Genomic DNA, 21143 nt, shown 5'->3' on the forward strand with positions numbered 1-21143 from the left:
TTCACCCCCAACATCTATGGTCTTAAAAATCTTTTACATCTATAAGCTCATTACTTATCTGAGAAATTTTATATCTAAATGTTCTTTTTTTAAACCACCAAATGCCAATGAGATCCATAATTCCCACCCATAACCTATTGGATATATTGTATTTACTAGCACCTTTTTTTCTTGGACGATGATTAACAGCTATTTCTGCCCATGAAAAACCCTGGTAGTGTATTATGCTCGCCAAAAAACGGTGCATGCCCTTAAAAGGAGGCAAAAACTCCACACATTCCCTCTTAAACACCTTAATTGCGCATCCAGCATCTTTTACAGTTTTTCCTGTAATCAAGTTCCTAAAAAAGTTTCCTATTTTGGATGAAATCTTTTTTATATTTGAGTCCTGTCTATTTTTTCTATAACCAGTTACAAAGTCCACCTTTTTTTGTTTCATAACATCGAGCAAAAGAAGAAAGTCATTGGGATCGTTTTGTCCATCACCGTCAATTGTCAAAAAAATCTTACCACGAGCAAATTTAAATCCAGCATATAAGGCAGCTGACTGTCCCATATTTTGTTCAAAGGAAATAAATTTATGTCTTTTATCTTTTTTAGATAATTCTTTTAATATCTCTAAACTTTTATCCTCTGATCCGTCATCAATCCATATACACTCCCATTCTTTATCAATTCTATTCATTGCCATATTTATCTCATTGTAGAGGTCTCTTATATTTTCTTCTTCATCCTTTATTGGTATTATGATTGAATAATAAACATCATTCATTTATCTCTTCCTCCAGAGAAACATCATAGAGTTCAAAATCTATCTCCATTTTATCCAGATTTACATTTACAACTTTTACATCTACTTGATCTCCAATTTGATAAATTTTACCACTTCTTTTACCCACTAATCTTTGATATGTATGGTCATAGATGTAATAATCATCTATAAGAGAAGATAATCTAACCAACCCTTCTGCCATTGCCTCTTTTATTTCCACAAAAAATCCAAAGTCCATTACAGATGATATAATACCTGTAAATCTATCTCCAATCCTGTCTTTCATAATTAACACTGTGAGCCTCTTTAAAATATCCCTTTCAGCATTAAGGGCTATTCTTTCCCTTTTACTTAAGTGTTCTCCTAGGGTTTTCATCTTTTTTGGCTTTAAAAGTCGTGAGTTTTCTAATCCCAGATAAGTCTTTAATATCCTGTGCACAATAACATCGGCATATCTTCTGATTGGTGAAGTAAAATGGCAATAACAATCTGAAGCAAGTCCAAAATGCCCAGTATTTTTAGGATCATAAGTAGCCTGCATCATGGACCTTAAAACAAGTCTATTTACCAGGAACTCAAAATCCTTACCTTTTACATCCTCAAGTAATTTTTGGATTGTTTTGCTGTCTATTTCTTCTGGGATTTTATTACTGATCTCAGTTGTCTCAAGTATGGCAAAAAGAGAAGCGAGTTTTTCCTCATCAGGTTCTGGATGTATCCTATACATGCATGGGAGTTCCATTTCTGTCAAAAAGTTTGCTACAGCTTCATTTGCAGCAATCATAAATTCTTCAATAATTTGGTGTGAAAAATATCTTTTTTTGGGTTTTACTATAAAGTTCCCAAGCTCAGCCTTATCAAGGTCCTGAAATATTACTTCAGGTTCAGGTATGTCAAAATCAATAGCACCCCTATTTGACTTTCTTTTATAAAGTAGCTCTGCGAGATTTTTGGCTATATCCAACATATTACATATATTATCGCCAATTTTCTTTCTCTCCTCTACATTTTTTTCAATAATTGCCTCTTGGACCTGGGAATAGGTGAGCCTTTTTTTACTTTTAATAACAGCACCATAAAATGTGGCCCTTTTCATCTCACCCATTTTATTGAAATCCATTTCCACAACTATTGCCAATCTATCTTCTCCAGGATTAAGACTACAGAGGTAGTTTGAGAGTTTTGGAGGGAACATTGGCTCAACAGAAGTTGGAAAATAATAAGAATTTCCCCTTTCTCTGGCTTCTAAATCAAGGGCTGAACCCCTTTTGACATAATGGGTAACATCAGCAATAGCCACATATAGCTTAAATCCACTACCAACCTGGTCTACAAAGATTGCATCGTCAAAATCCCTGGCATTTTTTCCATCAATTGTAACAAAATCCAAATGTCTTAAATCTTTTCTTTCAGCCAGATCTTTTTCAGTTATTTTTAAATTAATCTTTTCAGCCTCAAATAAGGCTTCCAGGGGGAATTCCCTTGGAATTGAATGAAAGATCTTTACAATTTCTTCTTGCACAGAAATTTTATCTGCTCCCCCAAGAATCTTGATAGCTTTTGCAAAAAATACATTTTTTTCATAAAATTCAGTTGGTCTGATTAGGGCCACCTGATTTGTATCAACAAAATTATCCTTTACCTCGCTAATATCTACTATAAAATCAAAGGGAAGCTTTGTATCACATGGGCGGGCTAAAAAGATATTTTCAGAGAGTTTTCTAATAAGATGAGCTGGAATATCTTCAATGCTTTTTTTAATAACCCTAACTACCCTGCCTTCTGGGCTTTTACCCCTTGAGTCTGGAAGCAAAGCCACAACCACCTTATCTTTGTGCCATGCATCCTTTAAATTTTCCTTTGAAATATATACATCCTTTCTCCTTTTATCATCAGGGATCAAAAAGCCATAACCATCTGAGTGTAGCTCAATCTCACCTTTAACAAGTTCCATCCTCTTAACCAGGCCATAAGCCCTGCCATATCTTATTGGAATTATTTCTCCATCTTTTTCCAGACTGGCCAAGATTTGCTGAATTTTGGTCTTTTCCTTTCTTGAAGGAGATAGTTTTTTATAGATATCTTTAAGGGTTATGGGCCTGGAATAGTTATAAAATATTTTTAATATAACTTTTTTTGTTATCTTTGATTTTGCCATTATAAATCACATCCTTCATTGATATTTATTTTATATAGCGTGTGTGCTATTAAAATAACTGTAAAATATTTGGATATTAAAGAAAAGATAAAAGAGTTCACGAGAATAACGACTTTGGTATTAATTTTTGGCGAGGAAAAACCAAATCTTTTTAAAGGGTTTATATTAGATTTACATAATAGTAAATTTTTTTCCTCCACTTAAAATGTGCAAATAGTCAGATAAAAGCCATCCAGAAATTGCAATACATTCCATGTCCAATATCTTATCTGCATTATCCTGAAAAAGTATCCTAGCCTCTGCTGGAAACTCTTCGTCTTGATCATTAAAGACCAGAAGGATTTCAAATCTAGGTACTACTAAAAATTTCATTATGAGTTCGTAAGAAAGATCCATATCAGTAATCACATGACCTCCCAGGATCTGGCCAGCCTTTTTAAGCTCATCGATCCTGTTTAAAAAACGTTTTTCTATCATCCTTTCTACATTATTGGAAAAGGCACCAGCAAAAGGAGCTGCATCTTTAAAATCTTTATAAGTTACCCAACCCTTTGACTCAGGGACATGTTCTTGAGCCATCAATAAATATTTTGCAACTACAATGCATTCGGAATACAAAGGTTGTTTACCCTTTTCATCATACATACCTGATTTATTGACCTTAATAATTTTATTGAAAAAAGGCACATAGATGGAAGTATGGTCTTTTTTTAGTCCCAAAATTTTTGCTATTTTTAAAAGATCAAGTTTGCTAATTTCTTTTAAATAGTTCTCATAATTTTTTTTAAATACAGGAGCCTTTTTTTCCATAGTAACTCCACTATTCTTTTATGAATTTCACATAGACCTTTCTTTTTCTAGGCCCATCAAATTCGGCAAAAAATATACCCTGCCAGGTACCTAAAACTAAATTTCCATCTTCAACAAAACAATTCACAGAACATCCAATTAATGATGATTTTATATGGGCATCACTATTTCCTTCAATATGTCTATAATGACTGGATAAAGGTATTAATTTTTTAAGTGTCTCTACTATATCATAAGCTACAGATGGATCTGCAGATTCATTTATTGTGATACCAGCTGTAGTATGTGGTGTATAAATGTATAAAACTCCATCTTTCCAGCTTTTTTTAGACACCAATTCTTTTATTTGACTTGTTATATCTATTAACTCTTCTCTTTTGTTGGTATTTATATTTAATATTTCCATATTTCACTCCTTTTTAAATACTTAATTTAATCATCTCCATAAAATTACAATCTTTTTATATCTTTGAGACTAACAATAAAATAATACCGCCAATAATTCCAGCTGCTATATCATCAATCATTATGCCAAATCCTCCAGAAAATTTATCTTCTATTTGTTTTATTGGAGGTGGTTTAAATACATCCAGTATCCTAAATAAAATAAAAGCAAAAAAGACATAAACAAAAGAAGGCTTTGTAATAAATGTAAGGGTGATAAACTGGCCAGCCACCTCGTCAATTACTATTGAGCTAGGATCTTTTTCCTGTAATTCATTTTCTGCATAATCTGCTGCAAACATTCCCAAAAGAGAAATTAAGATTATAATAATTATTTTAATACCAAGATTAACATATAAAAGAGGATACCCAATTATACAGGTTACCAGTGAAGCCCATGTTCCTGGTGCGAATTCTATTTTTCCTATACCAAATAACTGCGCAATGGACATAAATTTATTTTTAATCATACTCTAAACCCCTATAGCAGAAATTTTTAAAAGGTGTTTTACCAGCTCATTTAAGGGAAGACCTATTACATTTGAATAGGACCCTTTAATTTCTTTTATTAAAAAAGAACCAATACCTTGAATTGCATAACCGCCAGCCTTGTCCATGGGCTCACCAGTATCAACATATTTTTCTAAAATATTATCATCAACTTTATCCATTAACACATGTGATTTAACATAAAATTTTTGGACATTAATATGTTTATTAGTACTATCTATTATATAACACCCTGTATAAACCTGGTGCCAATTACCCATAAGTTTTTTTAATGTCAATATTGCATCTTCTTTGTCTTTTGGTTTACCTAAATACACTCCATTTATTGTTACCAATGTATCTGCAGCAACAATAACACCCTTGACCTTTTTTCTCAAAACACTTTCTGCTTTGGCCCTTGCATTTTCTAACACCAAGATTTCAGCTTTATCTCCATCTGTTTTTTCTTTTCCGTCACTGACCATTACTTCAAAATATATCCCCAACTTAGCAAGAAGGGCCTGTCTTCGTGGGGAAGCTGAGGCCAGGATTATATTTTTTAAATTTTTAAAAGGTCCTTTTATTGAGTGCATTGAGTTATTTTAAATATTATTAATTAATAATCAAGAAAAAAAATCAATTGAATTATAATACTATCTGCCTATGAAAAAGAAATATTGTATTGTAAAAACACTCAAGTTTTAAATCAGGAAATTGGTAATATTTAAACCGCATTCTCATTAACCACCTCATGCCTAGGATTTAAGTAGCATTCTTAAGGCTAGTAAAATGAGGATTCCTGCAAATATTTTTTTAAACATACCTGTTGATACATGTTCTAAGGCTCTTGCTCCAATTTGAGCACCTATTATTCCACCTATTCCTAGTAACAATCCAATTTTGTAATTAACATTTTCAAGTCTGCTATGGGCGATAAGGGCGGATAAAGAGATTATTACTATTGCCATAAAGGATGTGCCAACAGCTTGCTGCGCATCATATCCTAGAAAAAGCAAAAGCGGCACCATTAAAAATCCTCCTCCAAGCCCACTGAAACTTGCTAAAATTCCCACTACTACGCCAAGTGCTATAAATATAAAGTTTTGTATACAAGATTTTTGCATATTTTTTAAACCCCTTTAACTTTAGACAACCTGAATTTGTAAAACAACAAACTCAGGTTGTCTATATTTTTGCTTTGGCCTTTAGTTAAATTTTTATTAAAATTTCAGGATAAGATCGCTTTGGATTCTGTCTTCTCTTTCCCTCGATTTGTTTTTAGAAAAGGTTGGAGAATTAACATCCCAATCATTTACAGGTTTTGTATGAAAATAGGCTAAACCAAATTCAACATTATCTAATAGCATGTAGCGTAGTTTAATTTTATGTCCTTTTCTGTTTGCTCCATAAAAATCTTGATCATTTAAAGAACCTACTACTGCATCATTTTCTATATAAGCATATTTATAACTAAGACTAAGATCACCTTTTTTCTTTCTCTTTCTCTTTCCAATCACACCCCCTAAATAATATGCACTATCCTTGTCTGAAGGCACATCATCAGCAACATTTTCCACATAGTCAAAGATGAGTTTTATAGATATATTTTTAATTTTAAATTTCAAAAAAGAAATACCTTCCCAAAGGTCATAGTCATAAGCATAATCTAGCTCTCCCTTTTTTAAAACATAAGTATTTCCGCCTCCTTTTTTGTAGTCTCCATACCTGAGATATTTTGATGCTTCTAATCTATACCAATTATAATAACTGCCAGCTATAGTCCATTTGATGTTTTTAAAATTAACATCTCCTCCAAATTGATAAACATAAAGGTAAGCATCTTTTCCTTTATTTACTTCATTTACTACCATTTGACCTAAATGTATAAAGGGCTGAAAGGTTTTAAACTTTGAGTATTGATATCTTTCATAAGCTCCTTCTGGGTTAACATCAGGGTCCCACATTATGTCTGTATGTAGAAAGGTATTTTTAAATTTGCCTGCCCCGAGCTCTAATCCTTTTAACCATTTGGGCTTATAAACTGCATAGGCCCTATGGATATAAATACCTTTATCATTAAAATCATCTGAAAAGCTCTGATTCGTAGTAGTGGCTTCTTTGTTTTTGTCCTGATTACTGCAGAGCATAAGATGGGCTGAAAGCTCATCAGATAAAGGGGCATCGAAAAATAGCCTTGCCCTAATTCTGTATCTTTCACGATCCTTTATATCCTTTAAACTCCCATCTCTTTGTTTTTCTTTTCTGTTAAAAATACCTTCATATCTAAGTCTTAAGTCTCCAGAAACTTTGATTTTTTTTATCCATGATGGAATGTTCTTTTTTATTATATTTTGTTGAAGTGCCACTTTTTTCTCAACTTCTTTAGTCTTTGTTTTTTGCTCGTTTAAACTCTGTTTTTGTACTTCCAATTCTTTTTTGAGCTGTTCTATTTCTTTTTGTTGTTGCTTGATTATTTTAAGAAGATCATTCAATCTTTTTTCCATCTCTTCCCTACTCATATAACCGTAAGAAAAAGAAGAAAAAACAAAAGTAATAATACCTAGAAATAAAATTATTTTTTTCATTAAAAAACCTCCTTTTGTTATAGGTTTACAATAAGTTATATTTCCCCATCCTTAGTCTAATTGTGGTCATATTTGATGGTTTTTATTCGAAGATACATTGGCACTTTCCGGTAAAGCTGCTTGGCCCATTGCTCGGGAAAATGATTACTTCCAAAAAGGGATATCTCAACTCTATCTTTTTCCTGGCTGAAAGAAGTAATATCATGGAAGGTGTTACAATATGTTTCCAAAAAAGTGACAAATTTATGGGGAGTCAGTTCAAAATATGAGCGACCTTTATTGAATCTTATATTTTTCCAACCTATATCTGAGCTGTCGGGGATTTAATCCAAGGATTTTGGCAGTCTCTTTTTTGTTTCCATGGGTCTTTTGCAAGGTCTTAAGGATTATTTTTTTGTCAATTTCTTCTAAAAATTCATCTAAGGTTATTTCGCCTCTAAAAATTCTATCTATGTCTTGTTCTTTAGAACTTACTGATTTTTCGTATATTATTATAGATGATGGTGTGATATATTTGCCTGTTTCAAGGGCTACTGCCCTTTCAATCAAATTTTCTAATTCCCTTACATTCCCAGGATAATCATATGTCATAAGTTTTTTTTGTGCCTTTTTTGAAAACCCCTTAATGGGTTTATTTTGTTCTGTAGAAAATTTTTTTAAAAAATATTCAGCTAAAAGGAGTATATCTTGCTCTCTTTCTCTTAAAGGTGGTACACGTAGTATCATTCCACTTAATCTGTAAAAAAGGTCTTCTCTAAAAGTACCATTGGCAACCTCTTGTTCTATGTCTTTGTTAGTGGCTCCGATAAACCTCACATCTACTTTGATTTCATCCAGCCCTCCTAGAGGGATAAAGGTGCCATCTTGAATACATCTAAGGAGCTTAATTTGTATATTTTGTGAGATCTCACCCACTTCATCTAATAAATAAAAAGGTGCCTTTGTCTGCCTTTTGTAATAGTCCTTTTTTGGATTGCACAGCACCAGTAAATGCCCCTTTTCTATATCCAAAAAGTTCACTTTCTACCAGCTCATCAGGAACACCGCCACAGTTAATTGCAACAAATGGATATTTTTTTCTAGGACTATTTTCATGGATTGCCCGGGCAATTAATTCTTTTCCAGTCCCAGATTCCCCGGTTATCAAGACATTTATATTTGTGGGAGCAATTTTATTTATTAAATAAAAGATCTCCTGCATCTTGGGACTATTTCCAATAATCTTTCCATATTTTTTCTGGAGTTGATCCTTTAACCACAGATTTTCTTCTTCTAATCTTGATTTTTCAATGGTCTTTTTTACAACCAGCAGGAATTCTTCAATGTCAAAGGGTTTGGGAATATAGTCCTTTGCACCAAATTTCATTGCCTGTACTGCAGTTTTTGGATCGGCAAATGCAGTTATCATTAAAACTGGTAAAGAGGGAAATTCCTTTGAGATAAACTTTAATAGATCCAATCCATTTTCATTGCCAAGTTTAATATCCAAAATAACCAAATCCATTATATTTGAGAACAAAATCTCCTTAGCTTGTTTGATTGTTTTGGTAGTAAAAATCTTAAATCCTTGATTTTCTAAGGCAATTTCTAGAACATCTAAAATGCTTGGGTCATCATCTACAATTAATATCTTAGTCATAAAAAATTGGCCTCATGTCATTAAATTCATAAATAAGATGGCCCTTGCAAAAGTTTGCTGTAACCTTGCCTTTTAGTTTTTGTCCAAAACAAGGAGTGTTTTTTCCCTTTGAAATCATTGTATTATCATCAACTCTCCACTCAACGTGAGTATCAAATATGATAAAATTTGCAGGATGGTCTTTTCTAATTCCATGTATATCTAAGGAAAAGATTTCAATTGGTCTTTTGTGCATGCACCTTATAATGTCTTCAATGGATAATACATTAGTTGAAACAAGTTCAAATAATAGACAAAGGGCAGTATCCAGCCCACTAATCCCATTTGGTGCCAAGGCAAAAGGGACTTGTTTTTCAAATTGCGCGTGCGGGGCATGGTCTGTGGCAATGACATCAATTATTTTTTCTCTAACTGCCTGTCTTATTGCCTCTACATCATTCTTAGTCCTGAGTGGAGGGTTCACCTTGGCATTGGTATTATAATCTTCTAATATTGATTCATCCCATACAAGATAGTGTGGACATGTTTCTGCTGTAATCTTGATTCCTTTTTGTTTTGCCCAATATATGAGCTCTACAGACTGTTCACAACTTATATGGCATAGGTGGATTGGTATATCTAAATAACTTGATATAAGTATATCCCTTGCCACTTGAATGGCTTCAGCTATTGTAGGTTGCCCTTTGAGTCCTAATCTATCGCCAATTTCCCCTTCATTTATGCACGTATCTTTAGCAAGGTCTGGGTCTTCACAGTGGTCAAGTACCAACAGATTGGCGTTTGAAGCATATTCTACTGCCCGTCTAAAGATCTCATTATTTTTAACAGGCATACCATCGTTAGATGCAGCAATACATCCAGCCTCTTTAAGTTCGTATAAAGGAGCCAGTTCTTTGCCTTGAAGTCCCTTGGTAAGCGCAGCTACTGGATAGATGTGTGGACCATTTGGAAAATGTTTTTTTGCTTTTTCTATAATATATCTGGTTACAGGAGCTGTGTCGTTTACAGGGTCAGTATTTGCCATTGTAAATATATGGGAAAACCCACCTGCTAAAGCTGCCTTAAGACCAGAAATTATATCTTCTTTGTATTCCTGTCCTGGATCTCTTAAATGTGTGTGAATATCAATTAAAGCTGGTAAGACAATTCCTTTTTTTTCTATCTTTAATACTGAATCGGGGATTTGGTTTTTTGGCAGGATGTCAACAATTTTTCCCTCTTTTATGTATATATTTTTTTCTTCATTGTTTATCTTTGTACCTGTAATTATAAATTCTCTTTGTTTCATAATAGTGCCCTATTATTTTTAAGTGAGAAAAAGATAAAGTAAGGCCATCCTTATTGCAACTCCAGCAGATACCTGATCTAAAATAAGACTATTTTTTGAATCAGCAATATCTGAAGATATTTCAACACCCCTGTTCATAGGTCCTGGATGCATGACTTTTACATCCTCTTTTGCCAACTTGAGGTGTTGTTTTGAAAGTCCATAATGTATTGAATATTCCCTTAAAGAGGGTAGGAGTCCTGCTTCTTGTCTTTCCAGTTGTAGCCTTAGACATTCTACTGCATCTATTCCCTTTACGGCTTCATTTAGGTTGTAGAAGACCTCTACATTCCAGTTTGAGATATTTTTTGGCAATAGGGTTTTTGGACCACAAACCCTTACTTTTATGCCAAGTTTATGGTATAGTTTTATATCTGATCTTGCCACTCTGCTGTGGGCTATGTCTCCTAGTATGAGAACAGTTTTGTCTTTAAAATTTTTCCACTCCTTATACAAGGTGTAACCATCTAACAATGCCTGTGTTGGGTGTGCATGGGAGCCATCACCAGCATTCACTACAGAACAATCCACTTTTTCTGAAACAAATTTTGCAGCACCACTTTGTTTGTGTCTTATAACTATGAGGTCTGGATGCATTGCCTGAAGTGTAAGCACAGTGTCTTTTAAACTTTCTCCCTTTTCTTCACTTGATCCTTTACTCTGGAGGGAAAAGACATCTGCAGAAAGTCTTTTTGCTGCTATATCAAAAGATGTTTTTGTCCTGGTGGATGGCTCTGAAAAATATAAAATTACACTTTTTCCCTTTAAGGTAGGTATTTTTTTTATTTGCCTTAAATTTATTTCTTCAAATTTTTGGGCAAGTTCAAATATGTAGTATATTTCATCTAGTGTAAGTTCATCTACATCAAGCAGGTGTTTATGTTGCCACTCCACGAAATTTCCTCCGATTTTTTAAATTATTAATATTCAATTTTAAAACTGGTTGTGTCTTGAAGTATAATATTTTCTGGATTCAAACCCATTTTTTTATATTTATCTTTGTACATTTTTTTATATCCAAAAAGCTCGCCCTGATATTTCTTTGGAATGTATAATTTTTTTATAGACCTGTTGGTCAAGATAAAATAAGTAAAAATGATTTTATACAGGATGAATGAGCGCACCATACTACCATATGCAGGAGACCATGGACCTGCAACCACATTTTTTTCAAGGCTAAATTCATTGTGAAGACCGATTCTTATAACTGGAATGTTGTTTCTCCAGAGTCGCACAACTCCCCTTGCTATTAACTTAATAGAACGGTGTAAGTCTAGTGGTTCATAATCTTTTTTTAAAAATTTTTTTTCAAGCACTGTCCCTTTTAGCACAATACAGGGATAGATTCTTACCATGGCAGGTTTAAGCTCTATTGTCTGCTTAATATCATTCATCCATATCTGGCTTGTAAAGCCAGGAAGACCTGGAAGGAGTTGGATTCCCAAATCTAACCCTGTTTCCTTGATTAAATAACAGGCTTTTAAAGCAGTTTCTTGATTATATCCCCTGCCTGATAACATCAATATAGAATCATCAAATGATTGTATGCCAAGCTCTACTAAATCAATTCCCAATTTTTTAATTGTTGTTAGGATTTCATGATTCACATAATCGGGCCTGGTTGAGCAACGAATTCTGCTTAAAATACCTTGCTTCTTTAGCGGCAAAGTTAAGTTTAAAAATCTTTCAATCCATTTTTTAGATAGGCCAGTAAAAGTCCCTCCATAAAATGCCAGTTCTACAGGATTTGTCCTATTTTTTAAGGTCTCAAGAAGTTTTTTAAAGTCCTCAAATGTTTTTTCAATAGACTTTGTTTTAGATCCTGTTTGGAGGTTTTGTGCACAATAAATACATTTTCCAGGGCAACCCAGAAATGGTATGAAAAAAGGTACAATGGTCTTATTCTTTTTCTCTGGCTCTGGGTGTGAAAAGGACAAAATCCTCATTTTTTCCAAAAATAAAGTTAAGTTACTTGAAAAATAAAAGTTAGTTGATTATATATAATCTAACGTAGTTGTTGTATATTTGATTTAGCTTAAATAGGATCAATTTACAAGTTTTTGTTCCAAATTGTTATGTCAAAAAATGTTGTTGCGTACTATCAAATTTGTTATGAAAGAATAATAATATTTGATGATGAAGAAAAACTTGTTAAGCAAGGGTATAAATTGGGGCCTAAAGAGGGATTCAAGAGTTTGTTGAGAAAATTTTAAGCCAAGAATTCAGGTTAAAAATACAGAAGATGGCATAGAATTAGTGACAAATTTAGATAAAAGTGTGGAAGTAAAATAAAAAAGAAAAAGTAAAGATTACTTTAAGATTAAAGACCTGGCTTTTGTCATCTCCTAATTAAATGGTCTATCAGATGGCGTTTCACGCCGCTGTTGAGTTTGGAGGTTATGATTGAAAAAATTTACAAAAAATCAAAAAGGTGGTCAGAAATGTTAAGAATAGAAGAAATAAAATCAATTATTGAGAAATTGTCTAAAAAGGAAGATATATAAAGGGACTTGTACGTTCATTAATTTGGTTTTAGGAAATGTTTTAAAATTAAGAGACTTATAGGAACTAAACAACATTTTAAATTTGTGATATCTTTACGGTTATGTGGAGTGAGGTTATAAAAAAATGGAGGTAGCTTCTGCCCATATTCTAATATTGGAGGAGTGCACTATGGCGACAATAACTGTGGAAATCGATGACTCTAAGGCCATAATTCTTAAGGAAAAAGCCAAGAAACTTGGCTTGAAGCCCGAGCAATTTGTTTTGGCAACAATTGAGGACCTTATAGGGCAGCCTGATGTTGATTTTAGGGCGGCAATGGAGCGAGTATTGTCAAAAAATAAGGTACTTTACGAGCGACTTGCCTAATGCGTTATCTTTCTCTTATTGAGATTCTTCAACTTCACGAAGCGATAATATCCTCTTTTGGTGGAGCTCGTGGAATCCGAGATCTTAAAGCCCTTGAATCTGCTATAAATCAACCACGTGTAACGTTTAATGAGATAGACCTTTATCCTGACATCATTTCAAAGGCAGCTGCCCTTTGCTTCTTTATTGTAAAGAGTCATCCTTTCATTGATGGTAATAAACGGGTAGGTCACGCAGCTATGGAAACCTTTCTAGTGTTAAATGGCTATGAAATAAAGGCAACAATTGATGAACAAGAAAAGATTATTATGGACCTTGCAGGAGGAGGCATTAAACTTGAAGAATTCACAAATTGGGTCAGATCGCATATAATTCACATAACAAGCGACTAAAGGGGGACTGGCAAATCCGCTTAGCTTCTTTGCCAGCCACTTAGCCGCAACCCTTCTTTTTTTCTGGCTCTGGGTGTGAAAAGGACAAAATCCTCATTTTTTCCAAAAATAAAGTTAAAGTTACTTGAAAACTAAAGGTTAGTTGATTATATATAATCTAACGTAGTTGTTGTATATTTGATTTAGCTTAAATAGGATCAATTTACAAGTTTTTGTTCTAGGAAATTGTTATGTGAAAAATATTGTTGCGTACTATCACATTTGTTAGGAAGGAAATATAATATTTGATGATGAAGAAAAACTTGTTAAGGAAGGGTATAAATTAGGGCCTAAAGAAAATTTTAAGCCAAGAATTCAGGTTAAAAATACAGGAGATGGCATAGAATTAGTCACAAATTTAGATAAAAGTTTGGAAGTAAAATAAAAAAGAAAAAGTAAAGATTACTTTAAGATTAAAGAGTTAGCTTTTGTCATCTCCTAATTAAATGCTCTATCAGATGGCTTTTCACGCCGCTGTTGAGTTTGGAGGTTATGATTGAAAAAATTTACAAAAAATCAAAAAGGTGGTCAGAAATGTTAAGAATAGAAGAAATAAAATCAATTATTGAGAAATTGTCTAAAAATGAATTTCTTGAGTTAAAAAGTTGGATTTTAGAGAAAGATTGGCAACAATGGGATGAAGAAATTGAAAAAGATTCTAAAGAAGGTAAATTAGATTTCTTGATAAAAGAAGCTCTAGAAGAAAAACAGCAAGGGAAGCTAAGGGAATTTTAGTGCATAAAGCTACTACCCATTTTTGGAAATATTTTGATGCTCTTCCAAAAGAAGTTCAACAAAAAGCAAGAGAGCAATTTGAGCTTCTTAAAAGCAATCCTTATCATCCATCTTTACACTTCAAGAAGGTTGGAAAATTTTGGTCGGTTAGAATTAGCAATTTTTACAGAGCCTTAGCAATAAAAGATAGAGAAAATTATATTTGGGTTTGGATTGGCACACACGAAGAGTATGAAAGAATGATAAAAAATATATCGGGCGGGTGAATTTGACCGTTGGATAGAAGGAAGATAAAAAGATTTAAGGAGTTCAAAGAAAAATATGGAAGGGAAGCTTTCAAAAAGTTGAATGAATTTTTTATATAAAAATGGAGGACTAAGCTATGGAATGTATATTTTGTAAAATAGTGAGAGGCGAAATTCCCTGCGCTGAAGTTTATTCAGACGATAATATCTTGGCCTTTTTAGATATTGCTCCTATATCTAAAGGTCATACCCTTGTTATTCCCAAAGATCATTATGAAAATCTATTTGATATGCCAGAGGAATTGGGTAATCATTTTTTAAAAGTAATGAAGATTCTAGGTTTAGCCATAATGAAAACAACTGGTGCTACTGGGATAAATGTAGTTATGAATAATTATTCCTCTGCTGGTCAGGTTGTTCCCCATGCACATTGGCATCTGGTTCCAAGGATAGAGGGCGATGGATTGTTTAGACTCAAGCAAAATAAATATGATTCAGACGAGGATATGGTTACATTAGCCACAAAAATAAAGGAATATATATAGTAAAAAAGGAGAAATTTTTATGTCCAATAAGACTCTCACAAAAGCGGAAATAGTAGAAAAAATATACGAAAAAACAGGATTTAATAGGTCCGATGTAAAGGATTATGTAGAATCTCTGCTTTCAATTATGAAGAATGCTATAAAAGAAGATAAAGTATTGTTAATTAGTGGATTTGGCAAGTTTGAAAGCTACTACAAAAAGGCAAGAAAGGGCAGAAATCCACAAACAGATGAAACAATAACTCTGCCACCAAGAAATGTATGTGTTTTTAGGATTTCAAGAAGGTTTAGGGCGGAGCTCAACGAGCAAGAATAAAGGAATTTGGATAATATTTTTCTAATTTTTTGAGGGCATATTTTGCCCTTTTTAAGGATGGGAATTCACCGGCCTGAACTCGCCAGAAAATCTGGCCCTGTAATTTTATTTTTATAAGACGGGATTTTTTATACCCCATCTTTTGAAGGGCAAAATATGTCCTGTATGCATTTATTTTGCTAGTAAAAGAACCTACCTGAATAAAAAAGATTTGTCTTTGAGAATGAGGAATATTAATTACCTTTAAAAGAACTGGAGCAGTACCAGTGGCTATCATCTGAATTTTTTTCGCTGCCAGATAGGATAGATCAATTATCCTGTTCTTAACAAATGGTCCTCTATCATTTATCCTCACAACTACCTGTTTATTGTTGGATAAATTTGTGACCAATACCCTGGTGTTAAAGGGAAGAATCTTATGCGCAGCAGTTAGTGCATACATGTTATAAATTTCTCCACTGGCTGTTTTTTTCCCATGAAAATTTGGTCCATACCATGAGGCTATTCCTCTTTCTGTATAATTCTGAAATTGTTGTTGTAACTTGTGTCTGTATGGAGTAGGATAGTGGGTAACTGGTTTGGAACAACTTAATATAGTAACCAAGATGAATGCAAAAAGAATAAAGACAATACTTAGTGTTGATCTTGGCATAAAAACAGGTTTAGCCCTTTTTTCAGAAAATGCAAATCTTTTGTGGTTTTGGTCCCACAATTTTGGCAATAGAACCAGGTTAAAAAAGGGTGTTAATAATATCCTTTTTAAAATTTCAAAGAAGTGGAAGCTAGTTCTTATAGTAATTGAAGGAAGCAGGGATATTGGAAAGATTTGGAAAAAAAAGGGAATTAAATTAGATGTGCCAGTTATAGATGTGTCTCCTGAAAGATGGAGACAAGATATTCTGGGGTCAAGGAATCTGCCAACTAAAAACTCCAAAAAATTGGCTGCACTCTATGCAAGAAATATTATAATTGAATCTGGTCTTTCTCCCCCAAAGCTGGTAAATTTTGACGCTGCTGAGGCAATTTTAATTGGGCTTTGGGGAGTAAAACACTTTTTACACAAAGTTAATCAAAAGGAGAAATAAAGAGTGATAAGTTATGTAATAGATGAAATAAAAAGAGGTGATATAGAGAAAATAAGGAGGTATTTAAAAGAAAAAAACTATAAAAGTCCAATAGAAGATATATTTTGGATTGATATACCAAAGGAACTTTTAACACCTGAACAAAAAGAACATTTTGCCACTTGTGGACCATATATATTTTCTTTAGAACTGGGAAAAGAATTTATAAAATTAGAACTGCTGGTTAGATCAACTAACAAAATAAGATGCAGTTGCATTTCTTTTGCTACCAGACAACAAAGAGATTATGCTATAAATTTAGTTGATGAGATCTATTTCTCAGCAATTAATGGAAAAAAGACAAGTTAAACAATCATGAAATTAATTGAGTCTTTAAAAGAATTAAAACCAGAAGATGTTCATCTGGTTTTAAAGGTAAAGAAATTTATTTTAGATGAACTTAAATTATCTCTAAGAGACAAAAAAATAGTCCTGGCTGTATCAGGTGGAGCAGACTCAATTGCCCTGCTTGTTATTATGAATATTTTGAAAAAAATATTATGCTATAAAATAGTGGTTGCTCATCTAGATCACAGGCTCAGAGATGTGTCACAAAGAGAGATGGAATTTGTTAAACAACTTTGCAAAGAAAATAAAATCCCCTTTATTTCTGGTTCATCAAAAATAGCTATTTACAGTAGATTAAAAAAAATTGGAATTGAAGAAGCAGCCAGGATTATTAGATACCGTTTTTTGGATGGTGTACGGGAAAAAACAAGAGCTGATTTTATTTGTACAGCCCATCACTTAAATGACCTTGCAGAAGATATTTTAATGAGACTTACAAGGGGAGTTGGCTGGCCTTCATTGGGTGGCATGGATGCAATTAATTTTCAAAAAAAAATCTTCAGACCCCTGATATTTATCCCTAAAAAAAAACTTATATGTTTACTCAAAAATTATTCAATAAAATGGATGGAAGATGAGTCAAATTACGACTTAACATATAAAAGGAATAGAATCAGACACAAAATTCTGCCTTTGTTTTTACAGGAAAATCCAAATTTTTTAAATGCAGTGAAAAATTTATGGACTTTATCTAAAATTGATTATGATTTTTATAACCAGGAATTAAATAAATTGAGAAACAAAGAAATAATTAATAATGGAGAAATTTGTGTAAAAAGAAATGATTTTATTGAGCTTCCACAGGCAATTCGTTTAAGATGGTACAAAGATATATTAAACCATTTAGGTTATAATGCATCTCTTTTTGCAAATTTACTCAATTTAGATGAATCTATTGTAAATTATAAAGGACCTCGCATAATCCAATTCCCTGGTAATAAAAAAGTAGAGGTAAGAAAAAACATGGTTATCTTTCTTAAGATTAATGAGTAATTTTTTAATCATTGATTAGTGAATAAAAATTGTTGAGTAATTACTTAATAGGATCAATTATATTCCCTATGGCTCGGGAAGGATGTGGCCTTGATAGGATAAAAAGGGGTTTTTTTGCGGATGGTTTAGAAAAACAAAGTTTTTTATGTAAATAATCTTTTTAGCTTCAAAAATGTGATCGATTTGTCTTAAAAGGTCAATTTGACTTAATTTTAAATTGTTATTTATTTAGGTTAGTTAAACAGTGTTTTTTTTACAAAAAAGACAAGTTTTCCGTTTATTTCGTTTCTAAATATGTCCTGAATCTTTCTCCAAAAATACAAAAAGCTTTTAAATTGTAGACAACTTAAGTATATTTACCAAATTGATTATATATGGCATAGGTATTGCTTTAAAAAATGTGTATATGGACGATTTTTTTTACCGTACGTTCAGTAAAAAAATACTAAAATTTATACAAAGTTAAAATGTGAGTTGCATGGGTCGGAATATCAGAATAAAATAATAAACAGGCCAAATTTCAAAAAAAGATAAATGTGAGTTTTTACTCGTAATGAAAAATTTCAAATATTGAGGGTGATTTCTCCATTCAGGCATATAAAATTAAGCCTTAAAATTGTGACCAAGATCCTTGTGGCTAAGGGTAAGGGTGATAAGTAATCGCTAGAAGGATCAAGGTCAGAAAATTGGGTCATGGAAGATAGTGTTAAATTTTAAACAGTTAAGGAGGGCAAAGATGGAAAAGAGTGTAAAAAATCAAGAACTGGATAAGAGCGTTGAGGAGCTCGAAAAAGAGCAAAAATGGTGGTTTGTGGCGGAAAAAAAGCGTTCAAAACGTTTAGACTATCTGAGAAAGGCGGTTTGGAAAAAGGGAGCTATTGGAGGGAACTATAATCCTGGAATAAAGATAGACCTCGAGAGACCCATACTCTTGACAGAGGCATGGAAAGAAAACGAGCATGATCCTATCATGTTGAGAAAGGCTAAGGCCCTTGCCCATGTTTTAGATAATATCACAATCTTTATTACAGATTATGCTCAGTTAGTGGGCTATGTTGGAAGTTTACCACATACATTGCAGTGGTTTATCGAAGGGGCCAGTATGGTAAATGAAGAAGTTTACAATGAACCAGGTATTATACCTGAACCAGAAGAAGAGTCGCTAAAAATCATTGCAGAACTCAATGATTATTGGAATGGTCAGACTGCAGTGGATAAGCTCGCAAGAATTCTGGACCCAGAAGATGCTGTAAAATTTGTAAGTGGAGCAATTGGTTGGGGAGCACCTACTTCAGCTTACGGGTATTCTGGAAAAGACTATGAATATTTTATGACGGGCAAACGGGGTTTTGAAGATATTTTAGATGAAATTGATAGAAGGATAGAGGAGGCTGAGGAAAAAATCACAGGGACTCCTGGTCCAGATATTTTGCCTCTATATGACCGCATTCAAAATTGGGAGGCCATGAGGATTATTTTGGAAGCAGCTATTCGCTATGCAAATCGTTATGCCAGACTTGCCCGAATCATTGCTGAGAATTTTGAGACCGATCCAAAAAGGAAAGAAGAACTTCTACGCATTGCTGAGACCTGTGAACGTGTACCAGCAAAACCTCCTAGAACACTTCAGGAATCCTTCCAGTTTGACCACTTTGTGCAGGTAATATCAAGATTTGAGGCTGGGGAAGGGGCCTGGCCAGCACGTCCTGATTATTATCATGGACCTTATTATGACAAAGACGTAAATATTGATAAGAGATTAACAAAAGAAGAGGCCCTTGATCTTGTGGGCGAGTTTATGATTAGAACCTATGAGGTTGGGATATTTGCCCCTAGATGGGCAAGAGAAGGACTACAGGGTATTACTGGTACATGGGTCTGGACATTGGGAGGAGTCAAACCTGATGGGAGCGATGCATGTAATGATTTGACAATTGCCTTTTTACAAGCAGCTAGACTTGTGCGAGTCTCTAATCCCACCTTTGGTTTTCGCTGGCACCCCCATGTAAAAGATGAAGTAATGCGGGAATGTTTTGAGTGTATACGCCATGGATTGGGTTATCCATCAATGCGGAATGATCCCATTTTAATTGCTAATACCATGCACTGGTATAAACATCCTTTGGAAGAGGCAAGGCTATGGGTACATCAGGCTTGCATGTCTCCATGCCCTACTACCAAGCATGGTTTTCAACCTTTTCGTATGGCCTCGGCCACAGCAAATACAGCTAAAATAATAGAATATGCCCTTTTTAATGGTTATGACAATGTAGTGAAAATGCAGATGGGGCCTAAGACAGGAGATGCAAGAAAATTCAAGGATTTTGAAGAACTTTTTCAGGCCTGGGTAAAACAGATGGAATGGCTGATGAACATTTTGGTACGCACGATCAACCTAGGCAGAGTCAAGGATCCTGAATTTTACGGACGTCCTTTCCTCTCAGCTATTTCACAAAGGTCTGTTGAGACCGGTCTTGATATAATAAATCCAGAGGGAGAGAGAGGAAATGCATGGGTAACCTTCTTCACATGGGTAGAGAATATAGATAGCCTTGCAGCGGTAAAGAAACTTGTATTTGAAGAGAAGAAATATACCATGGATGAGCTTTTAACAGCACTAGAAGCCAATTGGGAAGGATATGAAGAGATGCGTCTTGATTTTGTTAAAAACGCACCTAAATGGGGCAATGATGATGACTATGTTGATGAAATTATGGTACGTTGTCTAAAAGAAGTGGCCCGTCATTCCAAAGAGATAAAGTGTCCTTCAGGGAATCCCTGGCCAGCATTACCTGAGAACGTAAGCGGTAATATCCACTATGCAAATATTGTAGGAGCCCTTCCCAATGGTCGTAGACTTGGAGATGCACTCTATGACGGTGGAATATCCCCAGGACCTGGTCTGGATAAAAAAGGTCCAACTGCAGTGCTTAAATCCTGTGCCAAAATAGACCACGTAGGACAGGGACGTGCCTTTTTGCTAAATCAACGTTTGTCACCTACTCAACTTGCAGGAGAAAAAGGATATCAATTATGGAAGGCTTATATGAAAACTTGGGCAGAGCTTGGATTAGATCATGTTCAATTTAACATGGTGGATGATGCAACTCTAAGAGCAGCACAGAAAGATCCTGAAAAATATCAGGAGGTCATAGTGAGAGTTGCTGGTTACAGCGCCCATTTTGTGGATATAAGCCGTAAAACACAGGATAACATAATTCAAAGAACCATTCAAGAATTAGGGAAATAAAAATATATTACCCCTGTCTCCTAGACAGGGGTAATATATTTTTAAAGCCACACAATTAATG

At 33.9% G+C, this 21143-nt stretch carries 24 protein-coding genes; 10 read left to right on the forward strand and 14 right to left on the reverse strand.

Annotated features, from left to right (window positions below; all coding sequences use genetic code 11):
- Positions 1-22: 22 nt before the first annotated feature.
- From ACYQ1E_RS07885 to ACYQ1E_RS07945, 13 genes are all read right to left on the reverse strand, one after another.
- Entirely contained in the window at positions 23-772 is a 750-nt protein-coding gene (locus ACYQ1E_RS07885) for a glycosyltransferase family 2 protein (protein ID WP_459877536.1), read from the reverse strand.
- Positions 765-2930 (reverse strand): ribonuclease R, encoded by a 2166-nt coding sequence (gene rnr, locus ACYQ1E_RS07890; protein WP_459877539.1) that lies wholly within the window; start codon positions 2928-2930, stop codon positions 765-767. Before rnr ends, ACYQ1E_RS07885 begins: the two co-directional genes overlap by 8 nt.
- Positions 2931-3101: 171 nt before the next feature.
- The gene (locus ACYQ1E_RS07895; RefSeq protein ID WP_459877542.1) at positions 3102-3740 is read right to left on the reverse strand and encodes a DUF3786 domain-containing protein; all 639 of its coding nucleotides are present in this window, start codon (positions 3738-3740) and stop codon (positions 3102-3104) included.
- Between the two features lie 10 nt (positions 3741-3750).
- Complete coding sequence (locus ACYQ1E_RS07900) at positions 3751-4146, reverse strand: secondary thiamine-phosphate synthase enzyme YjbQ (protein ID WP_459877545.1); 396 nt, start codon at positions 4144-4146, stop codon at positions 3751-3753.
- Positions 4147-4201: 55 nt separating this feature from the next.
- Positions 4202-4654, reverse strand: coding sequence for a phosphatidylglycerophosphatase A family protein (locus ACYQ1E_RS07905; protein ID WP_459877548.1), 453 nt, complete (start codon positions 4652-4654; stop codon positions 4202-4204).
- A gap of 3 nt (positions 4655-4657) precedes the next feature.
- A complete protein-coding gene (locus tag ACYQ1E_RS07910) occupies positions 4658-5266 on the reverse strand; it encodes a Maf family protein (protein ID WP_459877551.1) in 609 nt (202 codons plus the stop codon).
- A gap of 162 nt (positions 5267-5428) precedes the next feature.
- Positions 5429-5797: a sulfite exporter TauE/SafE family protein gene (locus tag ACYQ1E_RS07915; protein WP_459877554.1), complete on the reverse strand. Its 369-nt coding sequence runs from the start codon at positions 5795-5797 to the stop codon at positions 5429-5431.
- 96 nt (positions 5798-5893) lie between these two features.
- Positions 5894-7258 (reverse strand): putative porin, encoded by a 1365-nt coding sequence (locus ACYQ1E_RS07920; RefSeq protein ID WP_459877557.1) that lies wholly within the window; start codon positions 7256-7258, stop codon positions 5894-5896.
- Positions 7259-7534: 276 nt separating this feature from the next.
- Positions 7535-8269, reverse strand: coding sequence for an AAA-type ATPase lid domain-containing protein (locus ACYQ1E_RS07925; RefSeq protein WP_459877559.1), 735 nt, complete (start codon positions 8267-8269; stop codon positions 7535-7537).
- Entirely contained in the window at positions 8175-8897 is a 723-nt protein-coding gene (locus ACYQ1E_RS07930; RefSeq protein WP_459877561.1) for a sigma-54-dependent transcriptional regulator, read from the reverse strand. Before ACYQ1E_RS07930 ends, ACYQ1E_RS07925 begins: the two co-directional genes overlap by 95 nt.
- Positions 8890-10185 (reverse strand): dihydroorotase, encoded by a 1296-nt coding sequence (locus tag ACYQ1E_RS07935; RefSeq protein WP_459877564.1) that lies wholly within the window; start codon positions 10183-10185, stop codon positions 8890-8892. The genes ACYQ1E_RS07930 and ACYQ1E_RS07935 overlap by 8 nt, the downstream gene beginning before the upstream one ends.
- An 18-nt stretch (positions 10186-10203) precedes the next feature.
- A complete protein-coding gene (locus tag ACYQ1E_RS07940) occupies positions 10204-11118 on the reverse strand; it encodes an aspartate carbamoyltransferase catalytic subunit (RefSeq protein ID WP_459877567.1) in 915 nt (304 codons plus the stop codon).
- Between the two features lie 26 nt (positions 11119-11144).
- Entirely contained in the window at positions 11145-12161 is a 1017-nt protein-coding gene (locus ACYQ1E_RS07945) for an elongator complex protein 3 (RefSeq protein WP_459877570.1), read from the reverse strand.
- Positions 12162-12897: 736 nt separating this feature from the next.
- Between ACYQ1E_RS07945 and ACYQ1E_RS07950 the strand changes: the two genes are divergently transcribed.
- The 6 genes from ACYQ1E_RS07950 (at position 12898) to ACYQ1E_RS07975 (ending at position 15367) form a co-directional block, all read left to right on the forward strand.
- Positions 12898-13095 carry a hypothetical protein gene (locus ACYQ1E_RS07950; protein ID WP_459877573.1) on the forward strand — a complete coding sequence of 66 codons (198 nt, stop codon included), beginning with the start codon at positions 12898-12900 and terminating at the stop codon, positions 13093-13095.
- On the forward strand, positions 13095-13487 hold the full coding sequence (locus ACYQ1E_RS07955) for a type II toxin-antitoxin system death-on-curing family toxin (RefSeq protein WP_459877576.1): 393 nt from the start codon (positions 13095-13097) through the stop codon (positions 13485-13487). The genes ACYQ1E_RS07950 and ACYQ1E_RS07955 overlap by 1 nt, the downstream gene beginning before the upstream one ends.
- A gap of 531 nt (positions 13488-14018) precedes the next feature.
- Positions 14019-14261, forward strand: coding sequence for a hypothetical protein (locus tag ACYQ1E_RS07960; RefSeq protein WP_459877578.1), 243 nt, complete (start codon positions 14019-14021; stop codon positions 14259-14261).
- The gene (locus ACYQ1E_RS07965; protein ID WP_459877581.1) at positions 14261-14527 is read left to right on the forward strand and encodes a type II toxin-antitoxin system RelE family toxin; all 267 of its coding nucleotides are present in this window, start codon (positions 14261-14263) and stop codon (positions 14525-14527) included. Before ACYQ1E_RS07960 ends, ACYQ1E_RS07965 begins: the two co-directional genes overlap by 1 nt.
- 116 nt (positions 14528-14643) lie before the next feature.
- Positions 14644-15051, forward strand: coding sequence for an HIT family protein (locus ACYQ1E_RS07970; protein WP_459877584.1), 408 nt, complete (start codon positions 14644-14646; stop codon positions 15049-15051).
- A gap of 19 nt (positions 15052-15070) precedes the next feature.
- Positions 15071-15367 carry an integration host factor subunit alpha gene (locus tag ACYQ1E_RS07975; RefSeq protein WP_459877587.1) on the forward strand — a complete coding sequence of 99 codons (297 nt, stop codon included), beginning with the start codon at positions 15071-15073 and terminating at the stop codon, positions 15365-15367.
- Here the strand turns inward: ACYQ1E_RS07975 and ACYQ1E_RS07980 are convergent.
- Positions 15351-16019: a septal ring lytic transglycosylase RlpA family protein gene (locus ACYQ1E_RS07980; RefSeq protein ID WP_459877590.1), complete on the reverse strand. Its 669-nt coding sequence runs from the start codon at positions 16017-16019 to the stop codon at positions 15351-15353. The two genes, ACYQ1E_RS07975 and ACYQ1E_RS07980, sit on opposite strands and share 17 nt — an antisense overlap.
- Between ACYQ1E_RS07980 and ACYQ1E_RS07985 the strand changes: the two genes are divergently transcribed.
- The 4 genes from ACYQ1E_RS07985 to ACYQ1E_RS08000 all read left to right on the forward strand — a co-directional run bounded on the left by ACYQ1E_RS07985 (position 15946) and on the right by ACYQ1E_RS08000 (position 21082).
- On the forward strand, positions 15946-16452 hold the full coding sequence (locus ACYQ1E_RS07985) for a hypothetical protein (RefSeq protein ID WP_459878516.1): 507 nt from the start codon (positions 15946-15948) through the stop codon (positions 16450-16452). The two genes, ACYQ1E_RS07980 and ACYQ1E_RS07985, sit on opposite strands and share 74 nt — an antisense overlap.
- Before the next feature lie 3 nt (positions 16453-16455).
- Positions 16456-16800 carry a hypothetical protein gene (locus ACYQ1E_RS07990; RefSeq protein ID WP_459877593.1) on the forward strand — a complete coding sequence of 115 codons (345 nt, stop codon included), beginning with the start codon at positions 16456-16458 and terminating at the stop codon, positions 16798-16800.
- A 6-nt stretch (positions 16801-16806) separates the two neighbouring features.
- Positions 16807-17832 (forward strand): tRNA lysidine(34) synthetase TilS, encoded by a 1026-nt coding sequence (gene tilS, locus ACYQ1E_RS07995; RefSeq protein WP_459877596.1) that lies wholly within the window; start codon positions 16807-16809, stop codon positions 17830-17832.
- Between the two features lie 736 nt (positions 17833-18568).
- On the forward strand, positions 18569-21082 hold the full coding sequence (locus tag ACYQ1E_RS08000; protein WP_459877599.1) for a pyruvate formate lyase family protein: 2514 nt from the start codon (positions 18569-18571) through the stop codon (positions 21080-21082).
- The last annotated feature ends 61 nt before the right edge of the window (positions 21083-21143 follow it).

This window comes from Desulfothermus naphthae, assembly GCF_054657475.1.